We start from the raw sequence: 19465 nt of genomic DNA on the forward strand, positions 1-19465 counted from the left end.
CCTTTCATTTTGGAATTTATAAAGTGGAATTAAGATACAACACCGGCGCGAATAATGCAAACGTTTGCACAAAATAGACAGGAATTTAGTCGCTGTCTCTTTACAGGCTACGTTTACAGACTTTTTACGATGTCAACTACTTTGGACAATTGGGTCTTGAGGGCATCCCAATCCTGTTTCGCAATCAGGTCTTTGTTCAATAAGTTTGAACCCATGCCGACACATACCACGCCTGCATTCAGCCAGGTTTGTATACTTTCTTTGGTGGGTGCGACTCCACCTGTCGGCATAAATTTCATGTCAGGAAAAAGCGGCTTGATGGCAGTGACATAATCAGGGCCTAACAGACTACCCGGAAACAGTTTTACGAAACGTGCACCTGTTTTTTCGGCGGTAGCTATTTCGGAAGGTGTCATACAACCCGGTACCCATACAATGTCTGCTTCTTTGCAGGCATCTGCAATACTTACATCAGTAATCGGACTGATGATGAAATCAGCACCGGCACCTGCAAATGCCTTTGCTTCTTCTGCATTCTTAATGGTACCAATGCCCAGGTACAGATCAGGCATTTCTACCAGTTTTTTATCACGCATAGCAGCAAAGTTGCGACGTGCATGTTCTCCCCTGTTAGTGAATTCAAACACACGGATGCCAGCGGCATAACAAGCGGTCATGACCTGAATACAAGTGGCTTCATCATCATGATAAAACACCGGGATGATCTTGCTTTTCTCGAAAGCTGAGACTATGGTAGATGCGGCTATTGCCATATTAAATCAGTTTTAGGATATCTGCTTTGTCTGTTAAATTAAAATCTCCTTTCAGGAAGAGTTTTGACCATGCTGCGGCTGCGGCAAATGAAATGGTTTCCTGTGCATCCATACCACTTAAACGGGCATGAATTAATCCTGCCATGAAACTATCACCACTCCCTACTCTGTCTACCACTTCACTGGTTTCGTATTGTTTGGATACACTCAGTGTACCATTGTCATACCAGGTAGCGTAATACAGATTATGGATAGGTGCATGCGAGAAACGATAGGTAAATGCCACTTGTTTGCAACGGGGGAACTTCTCTGTAATTTCCAGGGCGACTTCATGTGCCTGTTGCAGGTATACTTCCCTGCTGTTGGCTTCCAGTGCTACGGTATTCAGGTTTGTATCCAACATGGTGTGTGCCGCCCAGATATTGCCCATCACCAGGTCACAATATGCTACCAGTTCAGGCATGACAGCGAATGGTTGTTTTCCATATTGCCATAGTCTGCTACGGTAGTTGAGATCTGTAGAGATGAATAATCCTTTGCGGGTAGCAGCTTCCAGTACTTCTTTGCAAATGATGGCGGTATCTTCATTCAGGGCGGGTGTGAGGGCACTCCAGTGGAACCATTCTGCATCACCTAAAAGGCTGTCCCAATCTACCGTTCCCGGTTGTAACTGGCTAAAGGAAGAATATTTACGGTCGTATACCACGCCTGCATTTTTCAGGTCCTTCCCCTGCTCGAGGTAATAGATACCGATGCGGTCTCCACCTCTTATCATACGATCGGTAGTGACACCTAAATGCTGCAATTGTTGTTCTACTTCATGCGCGATACCATTGTCTGGCATACGGCTGATATAAGCAACAGATGTGCCCCATTTAGCCAGGGCCGCTGCTACATTGGCTTCCGCACCTCCTACATAGAGGGCAGCATTGTGCTGTTCCCATTGTGGTGACAGGCGGAGCAATATTTCTCCAAAGGAAATGACTTTAACTGGTTTCATATAGTTCGGTTAACTAAAATCCAAAATACGATCTGGCATTATTATAACAAATATCCTGCACCATTTTTCCTAACCAGTTGATATCACCAGGCAACTCTCCGTTTTCCACATCATCACCCAGGAGGTTACACAAAATACGGCGAAAATATTCATGACGTGACCAGGAAAGGAAACTTCTTGAATCTGTGAGCATACCTACAAAACGACTTAGCAGGCCCATATTGCTCAGGGTGTTCATTTGTTTTTCCATGCCATCTTTCTGATCCAGGAACCACCAGCCGGAGCCAAATTGCATTTTTCCAGGTACTGTGCCATCCTGGAAATTGCCAGCCATGGTCGCAAACACTTCGTTATAAGAAGGGTTCAGGTTGTATACGACAGTTTTAGCTAATTTATTTTTCTTGTCAAGGCCATCCAGGAAACCGGACATCGCGATAGCTACCTGCCAGTCACCGATGGAATCAACTCCTGCATCAGCGCCAATTTGCTGTACGAGACGGCTGTTGTTATTCCGGATCGCCCCTACGTGAAATTGCTGTACCCAACCTCTTTCATGATTCCATTCACAGATCAGGTGGAGGGTACCGGTTTTGAATTGTAAGGCTTCTGCTGTGCTGATTTCTTTGCCTGCTCTCAGTTTGGCGTAGATGGTTTCGAGTTCAGTGGCCGTAAATGCCGTGTTGTAAAATGTACTGATACCATGATCAGAGAGGCGGCCGCCGGCTTCATGAAAATAATCATGTCTGCTGCGCAATGCTTCCATAAACTGGTGATAGCTGCCTGTGGGCATATTAGCTATCATTCCCAGCTTATCTGCGTAGGCGTTGAATGCTTGTGCATCTTCTACCGCTATCGCCTTATCGGGGCGGAAAGTAGGCAATACACGAATGTCGAAACCAGATTGTCTGATCATTGTATGATGCTCCAGGTTATCACATGGATCATCTGTAGTGCAGAGCGTCGTTACTTTGAAATGTTTGAGCAGGGTCTGTGTACGCCAGTGTGGGAGTTGTTCATTGCAATGGTTGTACACCCAGTCAGCATTGGAAGCATCCAGTAACTGCTTTACACCAAAGGGGTTTTGCAACTCCATATGGGTCCAGTGGTACAGGGGATTGCGCATGGTATAAGGTACGGTGGCTGCCCAGTGTTTGAATTTGGTCAGGTCATCGGCATCACCGGTCACGAATTGCTCTGCTACACCGTTTGCACGCATGGCTCTCCATTTGTAATGATCGCCTTTGAGCCAGATGGCTGTAAGGCTTTCAAACTGCCGGTTATTTGCTATTTCATCAGGTGGTAAGTGATTATGATAATCGATGATAGGCATCTCTTTTGCATAATCGTGGAATAACCGCCTAGCTGTTTCCGTTTTCAACAGGAAATCAGCATCCATAAAAGCCTTCATAACTAGAATTACTTAATTAACGCTGCTTGATTCTCCAACATTTCCTGTAAATGTCCTGCCACTGCTGTTGTGAACCCGGACAATGCTGACAGGTCAGCTTCCCACAATGTGGTATCGGCACTGATGGCTTTTACCAGTTGTGGAATATCGGTATACTGTTGCCAATAACCGGCAAAGATGGCTGCGCGGTCGTCGGTGATCTGATAATATTCTGTACCTCTTACACCAAAGTACTGGCCATTTTCCTGCTTCGCCGGGCGAAGGAACAGGATCATGGCGGCAAAACCCTGACACATAGCGGGTGGTACTTTGCCCTGCTGCTCATAATACCTTACAAAAGTGCGCACGTTGCGGGCATTCATCTTACTGCTCTCCTGAAAGGTAATGCTCAGTAGCTTATGTGCAATAGATGGATTGGCAAATCTGTCCAGCACATCTTCTGCAAATAATGGCGCCTGTGGGCAGGTATCTTTAATTGTAGGCAGCATTTCGTCGATGACCACTGTTCTGAAAAATGCACGCATGTAAGGGTCTTCCATACATTCATACACGGTATTCAGCCCTCTCAGGTAACCTAATGGCACTGAAACGGTATGACTACCATTCAGGATGCGCAACTTCTGCTCTCTGTAAGGTGTGATATCAGAAGTAATGAGCATGCGGGCATCGGCCTTGTGGAAATTGAGGATTTGGGCGATGGGAGCATCGCCTTCGATGGCCCAGAGCAGGAAAGGTTCTGCATTGATCCAGAGTTGGTCCGTATACCCTGCAGGTGGCAGTTCTTTTGGTTTGCCGGGAACGATCCTGTCCACCAGGGAGTTGCAGAAGCTGTTATTGGCCGCGATCCAGGTCTGGAATTCAGCTGGCATGTCATTGTAAGCAGCCAGTTTCAGGACGATGTCTTTTAATAAGTTTCCATTGTTCACCACTAATTCGGTAGGTACGATCACAAAACCGGTATGGGAGGCGCCTTTGAAACACTGATAGCGCTCCCAGAGTACGGCCAGTAACTTGCCGGGGTAGGATACCGGGACAATGCCTTCAATCTTTTCAGGAACGTACTGAATGCCGACTTCGGTGGTGTTGGAGATAATAATCTGTAATGCAGGCTGGTGGACGGTTTTTAGTATTTCGTTCCATTCTGCATTCGATTGCAAAACACGGCTAATAGAAGCGTTTATTAGCTGTTGATCTACCAATTCCCCCTGGGCTACGCCCTTGATGTGGGTAGTGAAGAGATTGTCTTGTGAAGTAAATTCGGTAGTTTCTCCGTCCGTGGATTTTACGACTACGATTCTTCCTTCGAACTGGCCGGCTTTGTTGGCTTTGTCAACGAGGTAGTCGACGAGGCCACGTAAAAGCACGCCGGTACCGAACTGGAGGATCTTCTCCGGGAAGGTAAAGTAGCGCTCGGTGACACCCAATTCCGGGTGTTGCAGTAAATATGCTTTATTTAATGTTGGTAACATGTTTAAATTTAGGGAAATCCGGGAATTTGTTTTAATTTTTTTACACCCCGCAGACAGGTAATTTACAAATCGAAAAAAATCGATCTATCCGTTCCCCCTCTTTTTCTGTAATTTTGCATTCTTAAATACACAATAATGAGCAGACATGGCAAAGTGCTGGTAGCAATGAGCGGCGGTATTGATAGTACCGTGACCGCCCTGATGCTACACGAGCAGGGTTATGAAGTGGTGGGTATCACCATGAAAACCTGGGATTACGCTTCTGCCGGCTCCAGTAAGAAAGAAACCGGGTGTTGTAACCTGGATTCTTTTAATGACGCACGGGCTGCGGCTGTACATCACGGCTTCCCCCACTTCGTCCTGGACATCCGGGAAGAATTTGGCGACTACGTCATCAACAACTTCGTCGAGGAATATATGGCTGGACGCACGCCGAACCCGTGCGTGCTGTGCAATACGCATATAAAATGGCGGGCGCTCATGAAACGGGCAGATGCGATGGATTGTGCTTTTATTGCTACAGGGCATTACGCAAAAATTCGTGAAGAGAATAATCGTTGGGTGCTGAGTAAAGGGCTGGATGAGCTGAAGGACCAGAGTTATGTACTTTGGGGATTGGAGCAGGATGTATTGGCACGGACTATTTTGCCTTTAGGTCAATACAGGAAGACCGAGATCCGCCAGATGGCGGAAGATTTCGGGTATCCTGAACTGGCGAAAAAGGCGGAGAGCTATGAGATCTGTTTTGTACCGGATAATGACTATCGTGGGTTCCTGAAACGTCGTGTGGATGGATTGGAAGAACAGGTGAATGGTGGCAACTTTGTATTGAGTGATGGTACGATTGTAGGACACCATAAAGGGTATCCTTTTTATACCATTGGTCAGCGTAAAGGGTTGGATATTGCACTGGGAAGGCCGATCTATGTGACGGAGATTATACCAGAAACGAATACCGTTGTGTTGGGCGATGAGGAAGAGTTGAATAGAACGGAGACCCTGGTAGCGGGGATTAATTATATTAAGTACGATCATATTCCGGAAGGAATGGAGGCGATCACCAAGATCCGGTATAAGGATAAGGGAGCGCTGAGTAATTTGTATAATGTAGATGGAAAAGTGAAGGTGAACTTTTATGGAAATGTGAAGGGGATTGCACCGGGACAATCGGCAGTATTTTATGAGGGGGATGATGTGATTGCCGGAGGTATTATACAGCGAAGTCTATAATTTTATAAAAAGGGGTTTGCCTGACGGCAAACCCCTTTTTTATGCCAGGCGCACAGCAAACATGCTGTCAGCGCCTTTTTCATAGCCGGCAATGACACCTCCCTCCTGCTTTTTCAAGCCTGTCGTATTTTCTACATGAGCGACGACATCTTCATTTTCCTGACGGAATACAGAGCAGGTGATATAAATTAATGATCCACCCGGCTTCAATAGTTTCACTACGTTGCCTGCGATAGTTTGTTGTAATTGTTGGTATTCTTTGATCTGTTCCTCCCTGAAGAAAGAGAGGTTTTCTGGTGTACGTCCCCACGTACCGGAGCCGGAACAAGGTGCATCTAAAATGATATTATCGAAGCGACGTTCGAGGGCGATAGGGGCTGTCAGGTCCATGACCATACTGGTGTAATCCCTGATACCTGCTTCTTTGAAGCGCATGTGCAGATTTGAAATAATGGAGGGGCGCACATCGCTTACCATGAGTTTTACCTTTGGTTCCTGATCAAATAATAAGATGGATTTCCCTCCGCTGGCCGCACAGCTATCCCACCATTGTTCACCCGGTTTTGGATGGAAGAGATGACCTACCTGTTGGGAGGAAGCATCCTGGATTTCGTACCAGCTTTTATCGGTGACGATCGTATCGATCTTTGTGCTGTTTGGCAATGCGAGGGTGGTTGGTCCCCATTCTTCGAATGTGATCTCTGCCCGTTGCAGCAGCTTTTTTATTGCTTCCTGTTTGCCTTTGCGGGTACGAATAAATAAAAACGGCTGCTTCAGAAATGACCGGGAAAAACCGACAGGATCTATATCGGGAGAAAGCGCGGCTTTAAAGGGAAAGATATTATCCAAAGGTATATCTGCAGGAGCTGGAATGGCGAAGTTTTCCGATTCCTCTGCCTTGCATAAATGCAAACCAATCTGGATCCTTTCCTGTACGGACATTTCCTCTTTATACAGATAACCCAACCGGTAATAAGCATACACCAGTTGTGAAATATGCCGTCTATCGCGGCTTCCCATATAAGGATGCTGCTTAAAAAAACCTTTCAGGAAATGATGCAAAGGCAATCCTCCATCATATTCCGCTATCACTTTTTCAGCAGCCGCTAAATAATTCTCCCATCGGGTCATATCACATCATATAAAAAAGGAAAACGCTCAATGCCCTATAATGCAGCATTGAGCGTTTTGCCAAAGGCTTATAAAAAACTAAGTTAGAGTTTCAGTAATGCTTTCAGTGGATCTTTACCGAACAGCAGTTGTTCTGGATTTTCCAGCATTTCCTTGACACGTACCAGGAAGCTTACAGACTCACGACCATCGATGATACGGTGATCGTAGCTCAGCGCAATGTACATCATCGGACGGATTACTACCTGACCGTTCACTGCCATTGGGCGATCCTGGATTTTGTGCATACCCAGGATTGCAGACTGAGGAATGTTGATGATTGGTGTACTCATGAGAGAACCAAACACACCACCATTGGTGATGGTGAAGGTACCACCGGTCATTTCATCCATTGTCAGTTTGCTATCGCGTGCTTTGGTAGCCAGTTCCACTACTTTTTTCTCGATCTGTGCCATATCCAGGCTCTCTGCATTGCGGATAACCGGTACAACCAGACCCTTAGGTGCAGAAACTGCGATAGATACATCACAGTATTCGTGGTACACCAGTTCTTCCCCATCGATGTAACCATTTACAGCAGGGAATTCTTTCAGTGCAAAGCAACAAGCTTTGGTGAAGAAGCTCATAAAGCCCAGGTTCACCTCATGTTGTTTCTTGAACACTTCTTTGTATTTAGCGCGCAGCTCCATGATGTTAGTCATGTCCACTTCGTTGAAAGTGGTGAGCATGGCAGTAGTGTTCTTAGCTTCTACCAGACGGCGGGAAACTGTCTTACGCAGGTTGCTCATCTTTTCACGACGTTCGCCGCGGGTGAACAGTTCCTGATCCAGTGCTACGCCTGGGTTCTGTAATGCAGCCAGTACGTCGCCTTTCTTGATCTTGCCATGAGCGCCGGTACCTTTGATGGTAGCCGGATCTACATGAGAGTCAGCGATAACAGCAGCAGCTACAGGTGTAGTTTTCACATCGTTAGGAATAGCGGTGACAGGTGCATTCTGTACTTGTGGTGCAGCTTGTGGCGCTGTTGTTGCAGCAGCTGGTTGTGCTTTACCTGCAGGACGGCCTACGCTGGTATCGATCTTAGCGATAGGATCGCCTACTTTCAGTACATCGCCTTCTTTACCCAGGGTGATCAGTGCACCAGCTTCTTCTGCATTCAGTTCGAAAGTAGCTTTCTCTGATTCCAGTTCGCAGATCACTTCATCACGCTCTACGTATTCACCTTCTTTCTTTATCCATTTGATCAAAGTAACCTCACTGATAGATTCTCCCACAGTTGGCACCTTCATCTCAATCGTTCCTTTATTTACAGCCGGAGCAGCAGGTGCAGCTTCCGCTACAGGTGCCGCAGGGGCTTCAGGAGCCGGCGCTGCCGCAGCAGCTGGTGCAGTTGCCGCAGGGGCAGCCGCATCTGTATCAATTGTACAGGCCACATCTCCAATTTTCAATGTAGCACCTTCAGGAGCAGCTATCTTCAGGATACCTGCCTTCTCTGCGTTTAATTCAAAGGTGGCTTTTTCAGATTCCATTTCACAGATCACTTCATCCTGTTGCACATAATCACCGTCTTTCTTCAACCACTTTGCAATTGTTACCTCGCTAATAGATTCTCCTACCGTAGGAACTTTGATTTCGATAGCCATATTTCTAATTTCTGTGTGCGATTTGTATAAAGTGAATTTCTTCACTTGTTCTAAACTTCCCTATATGTTAAATGCTGTTTCAATTATCTCGAGCTGTTCGCGTGCATGCACCTTAGCATAACCAGTAGCGGTAGCAGCGCTTGGATTGCGACTGATCACGCCATAGTTGATCTGCTTCAGGTTCATTTGCAGGTAAGAAGCAGCACCCATGTTGAGGGGCTCTTCCTGTACCCAGAACCAGGTGGCAGCTTTGTACTTCTGGTTCAGCGCTTCCAGCTGCACGGCTGGCAGCGGGTACAATTGCTCCAGGCGTACGATCGCTACATCCTTACGGTTATCCTTCGCCTGCTTTTCAGCCAGTTCGAAGTAGATTTTACCGGTACACAGCAATACTTTCTTCACTCTTGATGCATCGTCTACAAATTCATCGTCCAGTACTTCCTTGAATCCACCTTCAGTGAATGCGGAGATTGGGGAGTAAGAACCTACGTGCCTTAAGTTCGCTTTTGGTGAGAAGTTCACCAGTGGCTTACGGAACTGCCAGGTCAGCTGGCGGCGCAGCGCATGGAAGAAGTTCGCAGCAGTAGTGATATTTGTAACGATGATGTTGTATTCAGCACATGACTGCAGGAAACGCTCAGGACGTGCATTGGAGTGGTCTGGTCCACCGCCTTCATAACCATGAGGCAGCAGCATGACCATACCATTCTGATTGGTCCACTTTTGCTCTGCACTGGTAATATACTGGTCGATGACTGTCTGCGCACCGTTAGCAAAGTCACCATATTGCGCTTCCCAGATCACCAGTGAATTTGGATTGGCCATTGCATAGCCATATTCAAATCCCAGTACAGCAAATTCACTCAGCAGGGAGTTATAGATACGGAATGAACCTTGTTTGTCCTGTAAAGAACCCAGACGGCTGTAAGTAGCGTTGGTATTTTCATCGGTCAGGATGGCGTGACGGTGGGAGAATGTACCTCTCTTCACGTCTTCACCGCTCATACGGATGTCTCTACCTTCGCTCAGCAGCGAGGCGTAAGCCAGCAATTCGCCGGTAGCCCAGTCTACTTTACCTTCTGTTTCATACAGTTTGATCTTATCCTGCAGCAGTTTTTCAACTTTACGCAGTGGCACAAATTCCTTTGGCCATGTCATGAGGCGGCCGATCAGCCTTCTCACGTCTTCTTCTTTTACTGCTGTAACCGGAGAAGCATCGAAATCTTCCGGTTTGGATTTGCGGAGTTCCTGCCACCATTGTTCAGGTTTCTGGTAAGTATAAGGCAGCGGGTGCTGTCTTACCTCGTCCAGGCGTTCCTGCAATTGTGCCCAGAAGCCTTTTTCCATTTCCTTCGCCAGGTCCTGTACTTCAGATTCTCCGTTTTGCAGGAGGTACTGGGTGTACACTTCGCGAGGGTTAGGGTGCTTATCGATCAGTGCATACAGGCTTGGCTGGGTAAACTTAGGCTCATCACCTTCGTTATGGCCATGTCTGCGGTAGCACAACAGGTCAATGAAAATATCGGAGTTGAACTCCTGACGGTAGCGGGCTGCGATCTCTGATACCTTTACTACAGCTTCCGCATCGTCGCCATTTACATGGAATACAGGCGCCTGAACGGTAGAAGCGATTGAAGTACAGTAGTCAGAAGAGCGGGCATCGTCGAAGTCGGTAGTGAAACCAATCTGGTTGTTGATCACCAGGTGCATGGTACCACCGGTATAATACCCTTTCAGGTTGCTCATCTGGATGAGCTCATATATAACACCCTGACCAGCTACCGCAGCATCACCATGGATGAGGATAGGCAGGATTTTGTCATAATCACTATTATAAATTACGTCGGCCTTACTACGGGCAAAACCAGTCACCAGTGGATCTACCACTTCCAGGTGGGAAGGGTTAGGGAGCAACTGGAGGTTAACTTTTTCACCGCCCGGGGTGTCAACGATAGAGCGGAAGCCCAGGTGGTACTTCACGTCACCGCTACCCATGGTGAGGTCTGGTACGGCATGACCTTCAAATTCGTTGAAGATCTGCTCATAAGTTTTACCTAAGATATTTGCCAGTACGTTCAGACGACCTCTGTGTGCCATACCGATCACTGCTTCCTGAACACCTTCGCCGGCAGCAGTATTGATGATGGCATCCAGTGCAGGAATAGTGTTTTCACCACCTTCCAGACCAAAACGCTTCTGACCTATATATTTTGTGTGAAGGAATTTTTCGAAGATAACGCCCTGGTTCAGCTTGTGGAGAATGCGTTTGCGCTGTTCCAGTGTGAGTGCTCTTTGCAGGGTGGTCTCCATTTCGCGCTGCAGCCATTCTACTTTTTTTGCATCATTCACGTAAGCGTATTCCAGACCTACTGCAGAAGTATAGACCTGTTTTAACCGGCTGACAATATTTTCAAGGCTGGTTTTTCCTAAACCCAGTTCCTGGCCGATGTAGAATTCAGTCTTTAGATCGGCATCGGAGAGTCCGAAGAAAGAGATATCTAAGTTGGCCTGACGATCTTTACGTTCCCGGATTGGATTAGTTTTCGAGATAAGGTGACCTTTTTTGCGATACGCCTGTATCAGCCTGTAAACGTTCAGCTCTTTTGTTAACTGATCACTGCTAACCGGAGCTCCCGCACCCGGCGCCTTGCCATTTACATTGTTTACCGCGAAGTCAAACCCCTCAAAAAACTTGCCCCATTCCGGGTCAACAGCACCAGGGTCTTTTCGGTAATCCTGGTATAAAGATTCAATGTAGGCAGGATGTGAGTTGGTAACAAATGAGAAGTCCTTCATTTACAACGAGTTTTGCTAAAGCTTCGATTCAAATTGCTATTCTGTTGAATGCACCCATATATAATATATGGGTTTGCAAATATCGTTCTTCTTTTGTGAAAAAAAATGGAAAAATGATATACGTAAAAATGAATAATGAAGATCGGGGTTAGCAGCGGCAAAGGGGCATACTCCGGGCGCTTTTGGAATGGTGCAATCAACTCGTTTAGAATAAAAAATCCTCATTAGGAGTGTTTTTATTTTGTTTGTAAAAAAGTAATCCCTACCTTTGCAGTCCGAAACTTGAAATTAGAAAAATGGCAAACCATAAAGCAACGAAAAAAGACGTTCGTCAAAGCAAAGCGAGAAATGAGCGTAACCGTTACTACGGTAAAACTACCCGTAACGCAATCCGCGACCTGAAGAAATTGGAAGAGAAAGCTGCTGCTGGCGAAAAACTGTCTGACGTGATCTCTATGATCGACAAGTTGGCTAAACGCAATATTATTCACAAGAATAAAGCTGCCAACCTGAAGAGCAAACTTTCTAAGAAAGTGAACACACTGGCTTAAGCTCTTTCAGATTAAAATATTGAAGAACAGCTCTTCCTGTAAAACAGGAAGGGCTGTTTGTTTTTAATTTAAGTCAACCAAAGTCGTCCTAATTATGAGAATAATCCTTGCCCTACTGACCATCTTCGGGGCTTCAACTTTGTATGCCCAGGATTTTACCACCCGATTTGAACTTACCCAGGGAAAAGAAACTGCTACTTATGGGGAAGTGATCGCCTACTATAAGAAATTAGATCAGCGTTATCCACAGATCAGTATGCTGGAGATCGGGAATACGGATGCCGGGTTTCCCCTCCATTTGGTGATCTATTCAGCTGATGGAGATTTCAATTTTCCCAGTCTGCACCGGAAAAACAAGCGTATTATATTGATTAATAATGGAATACACCCCGGTGAACCAGATGGTGTGGATGCCAGTATGATGCTGTTGAGAGATCTGGCGCAGGGGAAAAAGAAATTACCGGCTAATGTAGTGCTGGCTGTTATTCCGCTTTATAATATTGGCGGCGCACTGAACCGCAGTGAATATTTCAGGGTAGACCAGAATGGACCCGCTGCTTTTGGCTCAAGAGGAAATGCAAGGAACCTGGATCTGAACAGGGATTTTATTAAAACTGATTCAAGGAACAGCTTCACTTTCCAAACTATATATCAGCTGACTGATCCGGATGTGTTTATTGATAATCATGTGAGCAATGGAGCGGACTACCAGCATGTGATGACTTTGCTGAGTACAGAATATAACAAACTGGGCGGTGTCATGGGCGAGTTTATGCACAATAACTTTGAACCGGGATTGTATAAACTGATGAAGGAAAAGGGATATGACCTGGTGCCTTATGTAAATCATTTTGGAGAAACGCCTGAAAATGGATGGATGACTTTTGCGGATGTGCCCCGTTTTTCCAGTGGGTATACTACTTTGTTCTCCACATTTGGGTTTGTGCCGGAGACACATATGCTCAAGCCTTATCCGCAAAGGGTAGCTGCGACTTATGCATTGATGGAGTCATTTATCAGTTTTGTAAGTGTGCATGGTGAGGAGATAAAAGCATTAAGAGATAAAACAAAGGAGTCCGTGAAAACACAAAAAGAGTTTGCACTGGAATGGAATGTGGATACCACCCGGTTTTCTTATATCAATTTCAAGGGGTATGAGGCTGGGCATCAACCAAGTGAAATTTCTGGTTTGCCAAGGTTGTATTATGATCGCTCCAGGCCTTTTGAGAAACAGGTGAAATTCTATAATTACGTTACTGCAGAAAACTTTGTGCAGAAACCAACGGCTTATATTATACCACAGGGCTGGTGGAATGTGTTGAATATTCTGAAGAACAATAAGGTGATGATGCGCACGCTTGCACATGATACGACGATTGCTGTGGAAGTGTATCATATTGCTGATTTCAAAACGGCGTTACGACCTTTTGAAGGACACTATTTGCACAATCATGTAAAAGTAACTACTACCCACGATAGCATTCATTTCAGAAAAGGGGATTATTATATTCCAATGAACCAGTCTGCGAACCGTTATCTGATCGAAACATTAGAACCTACAGGTGGTGATTCTTTCTTTGCATGGAATTTCTTTGATGCGATTCTTACACCAAAAGAAGGTTATTCTCCTTATGTGTTTGAAGATACAGCAGCAGCATATATAAGCAGGCATCCGGAGTTGCGGCAGCTGATTGATGAGAAGAAAAAAACAGACAGCACATTTGCCAATAGTGCAGATGCGCAATTACATTTTGTATATGAACATTCGATTTATGGAGAACCGGGTTATTTGAGATATCCGGTATTCAGGGTTAGCAGCATGTAGACGTGTTGCTCTCCAAAGAAGTGATTGTAAATAAGAATATTCTTATAAGGTCCGGTCGGTACCTGCACCATGGGAAACCAATGAGCAGGTATTTGCTGGGCCTTTAATATTTGTGCACCCAACCAGAGTGCAAATGCGCCAGCAGTATCGTATTCACCACAGAGATGTTTGAATGGCAACTCTTTTGGCAGCCCATCATAATAATGATCGAAGTTGCTGTCTCCATTACGACCGCTGATGACGAGATCGATGTCTTCGAGACTTAAGTGGTGAGAGGATAAAAACTTTTGGAGGTAAGATTCCTTTGGTTTATACACCATCTTCATTCCTGCTAACTGTGCATAACCGGGGGTATCGGACAATACAAAGAATGCAGCTCCTTCTCCTGATATCGTACCTGGTGTAGGATGACTGTACAATTCATCGCTGGAGATCTTTTCTTTCTTCCAGCATCCGATCCTGCTCTTGATGTAAAAGTGCTCTGCTGTGATTTCTTCAAATGCACCGATCAGTATATTCTTATTACCTTCTGATATTAACAACATACCATCCAGCAGTGCATTTTCAAATGAAAAACCGCGATGTACAAATGTGTTGTTGTACTGCGTACATTTCTGTTGTAATGCAATCAATCCATTTACTGCATTGTAGGTGGATTGAATGAATGGTGTTGCATTCAGTGCAGTTTCTTTGTACTCCCTGATCTCTTTCAGGAAACGTTCTGTATCAGACAAACTTCCTTTTCCCGTACCTGTCACAATTGCACCGGGTACTGCGACACCCGCGTTCTGCATACATTGCAGCGCTGCTGTCAATCCTACTTTCAATATACGCGTCATGCGGCGTATACTATTCGGTGGCATGAAATTACGATAGTCTGGTTCCACACATGCAAATACATTCTCCTGCACTGTAACCAGTGGTTGAGAAAATATATCCTCTCCAAAAGAGTGTTGCGGCGAGATAGCCGACATGCCTTGTATGTAGTATTTATCCTTCATATTTGCTGATCAGCAGAGAAGCATTGTTGCCTCCGAAACCGAATGAGTTGGAAATAACGTTGGATACCGGTACTCCTTCTTTCAACTGAGTTTCCGGTGTGATATTTAATTCCTCCATTTTCTCTGAGAAATGAAGATTGGGAAAAATTACAGCGTGTTGAATGGCCAATACCGCATAGATCGCTTCGATACCGCCTGCTGCCGCCAGCGTGTGTCCTGTAAAGGGTTTCGTACTACTGAACGGGGGCACTTTATCGCCAAACAATCTTTGTAATGCGTGGCCTTCAGCGAGGTCGTTGCTCAGGGTAGCGGTACCATGTACGTTTACATATTGAACATTGTCCGGTGCTACACCACCCAAAGCCAAAGCCTGTTGCATGGCTGCAAATGCACCATCACCTTCTGGTGAAGGCGCTGTAGGGTGAAATGCTTCGTTGGTATTTGCATATCCTTTCAGTTCTGCTTTTACACGGGCATTGCGTTCTTTGACCAATGATTCACATTCGAGCACCAGGTATGCAGCACCTTCGCCCAGGTTCAGCCCATTACGGTGCTGATCGAAAGGACGGCAATGTTGCTTATCAATATTCTTGAGTGAGTTGAAACCATTCAGGGTAAAGCGGGTCAGGGCTTCAGTACCACCACAGATCACACGGCGTACCAGTCCTGCTTTGATGAGGCGTGCACCAAACATCAGTGCATTGGCAGAAGAAGAACAGGCAGTACTGATGGTAGCGATGTATTCATTGATACCCACTGTATCTGCTATGCGCTGTGTACAGTCTGCACAATCCAGCGTATCGATATACTGTAAAAAATCTCCTTCTTTCTCAGGGTTGATCACATCGAAATATACTTTCTCTGTGTCGCACATCCCTCCTACGGTCGATGCATTGATAAAACCAGTTGGTTCATCACTGGCATCTGCAATACCTGCATCAGCCAGTGCTTCGCGCATAGCGATCAGTCCCAGCAGGGTAGTACGGGTATACCCGTCCTTACCTGCCACACCTGCCATTTGCTGCAAGGCCGCAGTTGAATGTCTGACCTCTGCTACTGGCAGGATATCCTTGTAAATAGTGTCTATATGTTGTGTAAAACCAACACCACTCTGCTGCATGCGCAGGCTTTTCAAATTGCCTGCTACATCATCGCCAATGGCTGTCACCATTCCAAGGCCTGTTATCAATACACGCTCCGCCATACCTGCTTACGCGGGTTGTTTGGATTGAATGAATTCAGCCATAGATTGTACAGACTGCAGGATCTTTCTGCCTTCGCGAGGATCTTCCACCTTGATGTGATAATATCTTTCCAGCAATACCATCAGTTCCAGTGAATCAATACTGTCCAGTCCTAAACCGTCTCCGAACAATGGTGCATTGTCATCAATATCTTCAGGACGGGTATCCTGCAGGTTCAGCGCCTCAATAATCTGTACTTTCAATTTCTGTTTTAAATCTTCCATAGTAGTCGTAGGTTTATACTCTCTTATTTTATTTGGAAAGCTAAGCCTCTAAAGCAATTTTGTTGCCAAGTGGCCGTAAAAATACTGTTTTACATTTAATAATCCCCATCAGCTCATCCTTCTTTGCTCCACACCTGCTGCTATACACAGCATGAGTACGGCACAGGCGATCAGTTTTCCTACATGTAACCAGATGTGTTGTACACCCTGATTACGGAGGTAGATATCATTGATGGCATCCAATCCCCAACTGAGTGGAGATAAATGCCCGATTAGCTGCATTTTTGCCGGCATGATTTCCAGTGGTATCCAGATGCCGCCTATCGCGGACAAGATGACTATTGAAATTGCTCCGAAATTCAGTGCCTGGTTAGGTGTTTTAAACACCGTACCGACCAGTATACCATATGCTGTGGCCGCCAAACCTATGCTCACTGAGATGATGAAGGTAGCCAGGTAACTATTGCCCATCATCAGTTTTGGTAACCCAAATAATGGCAGCAAATAAATACCTACCATCATCATCAGGTAAAACTGCACCACGGTCACTGCCATAAAGAATAACAGTTTACCCCCAAGGATATCCAGGAAAGATCCGGGTATCAATCGTACACGTACCAGACTTCCTTCTTCCCGCTCACGTATCATATGCCCACCTATGGGTATGGCGATAAAGAACATGGCAAAAATACTCCATGCCGGTACATTGTGCTGCACTGAATTGGAGATCACATCCAGTTGTTGCGAAGGTCCTGTGAGCTGTTCTTTCAGACCTACAGCCTTCAACTGGATCACCATGGAATCCTGTTGTGCGATATCTTTATTTTTCAATTGCTGTTTGATCCTTTCCAACAGCAGATCTGTTTCTACCTGTGTCAGGAAATTATCGATTGCCTGATGAATAGCACTCTTGAATGCCTTCTTGGAAGCAGGATCAAAATATACCAATACATTCAGTGAATCTTTGCGCAGGCTCACCGGCAATATTGCAGGTACGCCCATTCTTTTGGACAGGTCATTTACGATGCGATTCGCATTGCTCACGATGGCACCTGTAGCGCCCTGTGGTATGATGATGCAAATTTTGTAATCACCTGCATTCACTCTTTCCAGCGCCTGTGCTTCCTGTACCGGTTGTCCATTTAGTGTATCGATAACTTTGAACTGGCCGGTATGCTCCAATCCTTCCCTGATATATTTGCCTAAGCGACCATGATCGTTGTCAACAGTCAGTATGTCAAACTTCAGTTCCTGGTAGTCTCTGAATGGTGCATCTTCTATCAAAGCCATCACCGTAATGAGCACGACAGGCATGGCAAATAGCAGGGCCAAACCTGTTCTGTCACGCAGCAGCAACAGCCATTCTTTTTTTATGGTAGCTAATAGCCTTAACATCAAATTCTATTAATCTCTTACCGCATGACCGGTATAATGTAAAAAAACATCTTCCAGGTGCCCGCAGTCCGAATGTTGTGCAATCAGGTGTGCCGGCGTTCCCTGTACAATCAGTCTGCCTTCGTCGATGATCGCCACTTCCTGGCAAATGGTCTGTGCTTCATCGAGCAGGTGCGAAGTATATACGATGCTTGCGCCCTGTGCATTGTAGTCACGCAGGAATTGCAGGATCATGCTTCTCGACTGTACATCCACACCCGCAGTCGGTTCATCGAGTATCAGCAGTTGTGGCTGATGCAGGATAGCTGCGATAATGTTGGCGCGTCTTTTCATACCACCTGAATAGCGGTGTACGGCTTTGTTTCCGTTCTGTTCGAGGCCGAAGATCCGGAGGTATTCGTCGATACGGCTGCGCAGTGGTTTTCCTTTCAATCCATACAGGTTACCGAAGTATTCCAGGTTTTCAATAGCTGTCAGTTGGGGAAACAAGGCAATCTGCTGTGGTACGATACCGATTAATTTCTTTATCTCTTCTCTGTGTGCAGCGGTCTGGGGCAGGTCGAAGATCTTTACCAGTCCGCTGTCAGCACTTACCAGTCCGCATAAAATAGAGATGGTTGTTGTTTTACCAGCACCGTTAGGGCCTAAGAGGCCGGTGATCATACCTTTTTCAAAGCTGAATGATAACCCTTTCAATGATGGTTCCAACGCACCTTTATAGGTTTTATGCAGATCCTGTACAAGTATGCTGGTCATAATTTCAATTAAAGTTTCAAGGCTGCCAGTTTCCTGAAGAACACTTCTTCCGAAGCTGCGCATTGCATCATCAGGTCACTCAGTTCGGCATAACCATTTCCGTTGGTGGTTCTGCTTTTACATACTCTGCCGGCAGTAAAGGCAAAGTTTCTCCAGATGTCGCCAACGGCTGTCAGTTCCTGGGCCATCTGGCTCAGGTCATCTCTTTTCAGGATGCCTGCAGCTTCCTGTAAGAATGCGGCATACATAAAGCGGAAGCCGGCACCACCGGTACCAATTTCTTCCTGCATGCGGATGATGTTTCCCAGGTAGAGTGTAGCTCTTCTTTCGCCCACTTTCTCCGGATAATTACGTAGTCTTTTTGCCAGAAAGCGAATACCTTTTACACCAAACCAGGGTAAAGGAATATTGAGCATATCGCTACAGGTTTGTTTGATACCTGCTTTGATAGGTGCTGCAAAGTTGACTTCTTTGGGTACTACCACGGGGTAATACATTTTTCCTTTGGGTGCCGGAAAGCCTTTTGCAAAGCGGGCTTCCGCCAGGCTTGCCGGATCTATTTCTGTTACGTGTTCCATGATAGGATCGCTGACGAGATAGTTCCCGTCTTTCTTTCCATAGATCACGAGGTTATGTGCATTGAAGTGAAAACGGTAGGAAGGAGGAAAGTAAGGCAGGTAATATACACCACTCTGCAGGCCTACAGGCATGCCTCTCTCCAATACCTTGTCCAGTTCAGCCGTTGCTTTTTCCACGCTGGAAAAAGTATGTGATTCCATTTTCACACCCAGTCTTTTGCACACTCTGCTGAAGATGGCGCCGGGTACTACGCGATAAGTGGTACCAGGTACACCGTTTACCTTCACGAAAGGCAGGTGTCCGAAAAAGAGACCGGCGCCGATGCCCAGTGCCATTGGTTCGCTGATCTCAAGACCATAGAAACGGAAAATATTTGAAATCACCCCACACTCACAATGTGCTGTTTGCACGTGGTTGAACTGAATATCGCTCATATAGAT

16 protein-coding genes are annotated in these 19465 nt (G+C 45.9%); 3 read left to right on the top strand and 13 right to left on the bottom strand.

The window, feature by feature from the left end:
• Positions 1-113 precede the first annotated feature (113 nt).
• From QQL36_RS00765 to QQL36_RS00780, 4 genes are read right to left on the bottom strand one after another with little or no spacing between them, the layout of a single operon-like run.
• Positions 114-773, bottom strand: coding sequence for a bifunctional 4-hydroxy-2-oxoglutarate aldolase/2-dehydro-3-deoxy-phosphogluconate aldolase (locus QQL36_RS00765; protein ID WP_321568594.1), 660 nt, complete (start codon positions 771-773; stop codon positions 114-116).
• A 1-nt stretch (position 774) separates the two neighbouring features.
• Positions 775-1773 carry a sugar kinase gene (locus QQL36_RS00770; RefSeq protein ID WP_321568595.1) on the bottom strand — a complete coding sequence of 333 codons (999 nt, stop codon included), beginning with the start codon at positions 1771-1773 and terminating at the stop codon, positions 775-777.
• Between the two features lie 13 nt (positions 1774-1786).
• Positions 1787-3181 carry a glucuronate isomerase gene (uxaC, locus tag QQL36_RS00775; RefSeq protein WP_321568596.1) on the bottom strand — a complete coding sequence of 465 codons (1395 nt, stop codon included), beginning with the start codon at positions 3179-3181 and terminating at the stop codon, positions 1787-1789.
• Positions 3182-3189: 8 nt separating this feature from the next.
• Positions 3190-4650, bottom strand: coding sequence for a tagaturonate reductase (locus tag QQL36_RS00780; protein ID WP_321568597.1), 1461 nt, complete (start codon positions 4648-4650; stop codon positions 3190-3192).
• A 135-nt stretch (positions 4651-4785) separates the two neighbouring features.
• Between QQL36_RS00780 and mnmA the strand changes: the two genes are divergently transcribed.
• Positions 4786-5880: a tRNA 2-thiouridine(34) synthase MnmA gene (gene mnmA, locus QQL36_RS00785; protein ID WP_083729954.1), complete on the top strand. Its 1095-nt coding sequence runs from the start codon at positions 4786-4788 to the stop codon at positions 5878-5880.
• A gap of 39 nt (positions 5881-5919) precedes the next feature.
• Here the strand turns inward: mnmA and QQL36_RS00790 are convergent, their stop codons facing one another.
• From QQL36_RS00790 to QQL36_RS00800, 3 genes are all read right to left on the bottom strand, one after another.
• Positions 5920-7011 carry an RsmB/NOP family class I SAM-dependent RNA methyltransferase gene (locus QQL36_RS00790; protein WP_321568598.1) on the bottom strand — a complete coding sequence of 364 codons (1092 nt, stop codon included), beginning with the start codon at positions 7009-7011 and terminating at the stop codon, positions 5920-5922.
• A gap of 83 nt (positions 7012-7094) precedes the next feature.
• Entirely contained in the window at positions 7095-8654 is a 1560-nt protein-coding gene (gene odhB / locus QQL36_RS00795; RefSeq protein ID WP_321568599.1) for a 2-oxoglutarate dehydrogenase complex dihydrolipoyllysine-residue succinyltransferase, read from the bottom strand.
• A 60-nt stretch (positions 8655-8714) separates the two neighbouring features.
• Complete coding sequence (locus tag QQL36_RS00800) at positions 8715-11450, bottom strand: 2-oxoglutarate dehydrogenase E1 component (RefSeq protein WP_321568600.1); 2736 nt, start codon at positions 11448-11450, stop codon at positions 8715-8717.
• A gap of 296 nt (positions 11451-11746) precedes the next feature.
• Here QQL36_RS00800 and rpsT point away from each other — a divergent pair, with 296 nt between their 5' ends.
• Both rpsT and QQL36_RS00810 read left to right on the top strand, forming a co-directional pair.
• The gene (gene rpsT / locus QQL36_RS00805; protein ID WP_083729958.1) at positions 11747-12001 is read left to right on the top strand and encodes a 30S ribosomal protein S20; all 255 of its coding nucleotides are present in this window, start codon (positions 11747-11749) and stop codon (positions 11999-12001) included.
• A gap of 94 nt (positions 12002-12095) precedes the next feature.
• Positions 12096-13826 carry a M14 family zinc carboxypeptidase gene (locus tag QQL36_RS00810; RefSeq protein ID WP_321568601.1) on the top strand — a complete coding sequence of 577 codons (1731 nt, stop codon included), beginning with the start codon at positions 12096-12098 and terminating at the stop codon, positions 13824-13826.
• On the opposite strand, the gene QQL36_RS00815 is transcribed toward QQL36_RS00810, so the two are convergent.
• The 6 genes from QQL36_RS00815 to QQL36_RS00840 form a co-directional block, all read right to left on the bottom strand.
• A complete protein-coding gene (locus QQL36_RS00815) occupies positions 13787-14827 on the bottom strand; it encodes a beta-ketoacyl synthase chain length factor (RefSeq protein WP_083729960.1) in 1041 nt (346 codons plus the stop codon). The two genes, QQL36_RS00810 and QQL36_RS00815, sit on opposite strands and share 40 nt — an antisense overlap.
• Positions 14817-16031: a beta-ketoacyl-[acyl-carrier-protein] synthase family protein gene (locus tag QQL36_RS00820; protein ID WP_321568602.1), complete on the bottom strand. Its 1215-nt coding sequence runs from the start codon at positions 16029-16031 to the stop codon at positions 14817-14819. The genes QQL36_RS00815 and QQL36_RS00820 overlap by 11 nt, the downstream gene beginning before the upstream one ends.
• 6 nt (positions 16032-16037) lie before the next feature.
• Complete coding sequence (locus tag QQL36_RS00825) at positions 16038-16295, bottom strand: phosphopantetheine-binding protein (protein WP_083729962.1); 258 nt, start codon at positions 16293-16295, stop codon at positions 16038-16040.
• 108 nt (positions 16296-16403) lie between these two features.
• A complete protein-coding gene (locus tag QQL36_RS00830) occupies positions 16404-17690 on the bottom strand; it encodes an ABC transporter permease (RefSeq protein ID WP_321568603.1) in 1287 nt (428 codons plus the stop codon).
• Positions 17691-17699: 9 nt separating this feature from the next.
• Positions 17700-18446, bottom strand: a complete 747-nt coding sequence (locus QQL36_RS00835; RefSeq protein ID WP_179091357.1) for an ABC transporter ATP-binding protein — start codon at positions 18444-18446, stop codon at positions 17700-17702.
• Positions 18447-18454: 8 nt separating this feature from the next.
• Entirely contained in the window at positions 18455-19459 is a 1005-nt protein-coding gene (locus tag QQL36_RS00840) for a BtrH N-terminal domain-containing protein (protein WP_321568604.1), read from the bottom strand.
• Positions 19460-19465 lie beyond the last annotated feature (6 nt).

The sequence above is a fragment of the Chitinophaga sp. LS1 genome (genome assembly GCF_034274695.1).
Lineage (GTDB): Bacteria > Bacteroidota > Bacteroidia > Chitinophagales > Chitinophagaceae > Chitinophaga.